Here is a 387-nt window from a genome sequence, read left to right as displayed (position 1 = left end):
TCCTTGTTTTTGAATTCCTGTACGGTATGGCTGCTGCCTGAAGAAGGGGTCCAGTTCTCGTCCCTTACCACCGTCTTGTATAGCGTTCCTGCCGGGTAGGTCCCCTGCTGTGACAGCGTTGCCGGGTAATAGCCTCCCGAAAGCGCGCCGTTTGCGGCCTTATAGAGCCTTACGGCATCTGCCACGGAATTGGAAAGGTACTCGGTGCGTATGGTATGGTCGGGATCTGCGGCGGATGCCGGCATCTTCCAGGCATTTCCGGGTGCGGCCTGCTTGAGTACTCGTCCTAATGGAGAAGTCTCGAAGAGTTTCTCGCTGTACGGGTTTCCGGTAGCCTCAAAGGTAGGGTTTCCCGTCCTTGCCAGCGAGGGCGAGGCATAGAAGGTG

The 387-nt window shown here is 57.1% G+C and carries 1 protein-coding gene; it reads right to left on the bottom strand.

Features of this window, described 5'->3' with window-relative positions; all coding sequences use genetic code 11:
• Window positions 1–387 (bottom strand): DUF6443 domain-containing protein (locus ASG38_RS18235; RefSeq protein ID WP_235498563.1); only part of this gene is annotated, 387 nt, incomplete at both ends.

The sequence above is a fragment of the Flavobacterium sp. Leaf359 genome, assembly GCF_001423985.1.
GTDB lineage: Bacteria > Bacteroidota > Bacteroidia > Flavobacteriales > Flavobacteriaceae > Flavobacterium > Flavobacterium lindanitolerans.
This window is presented reverse-complemented; position numbering and strand designations above follow the sequence as displayed.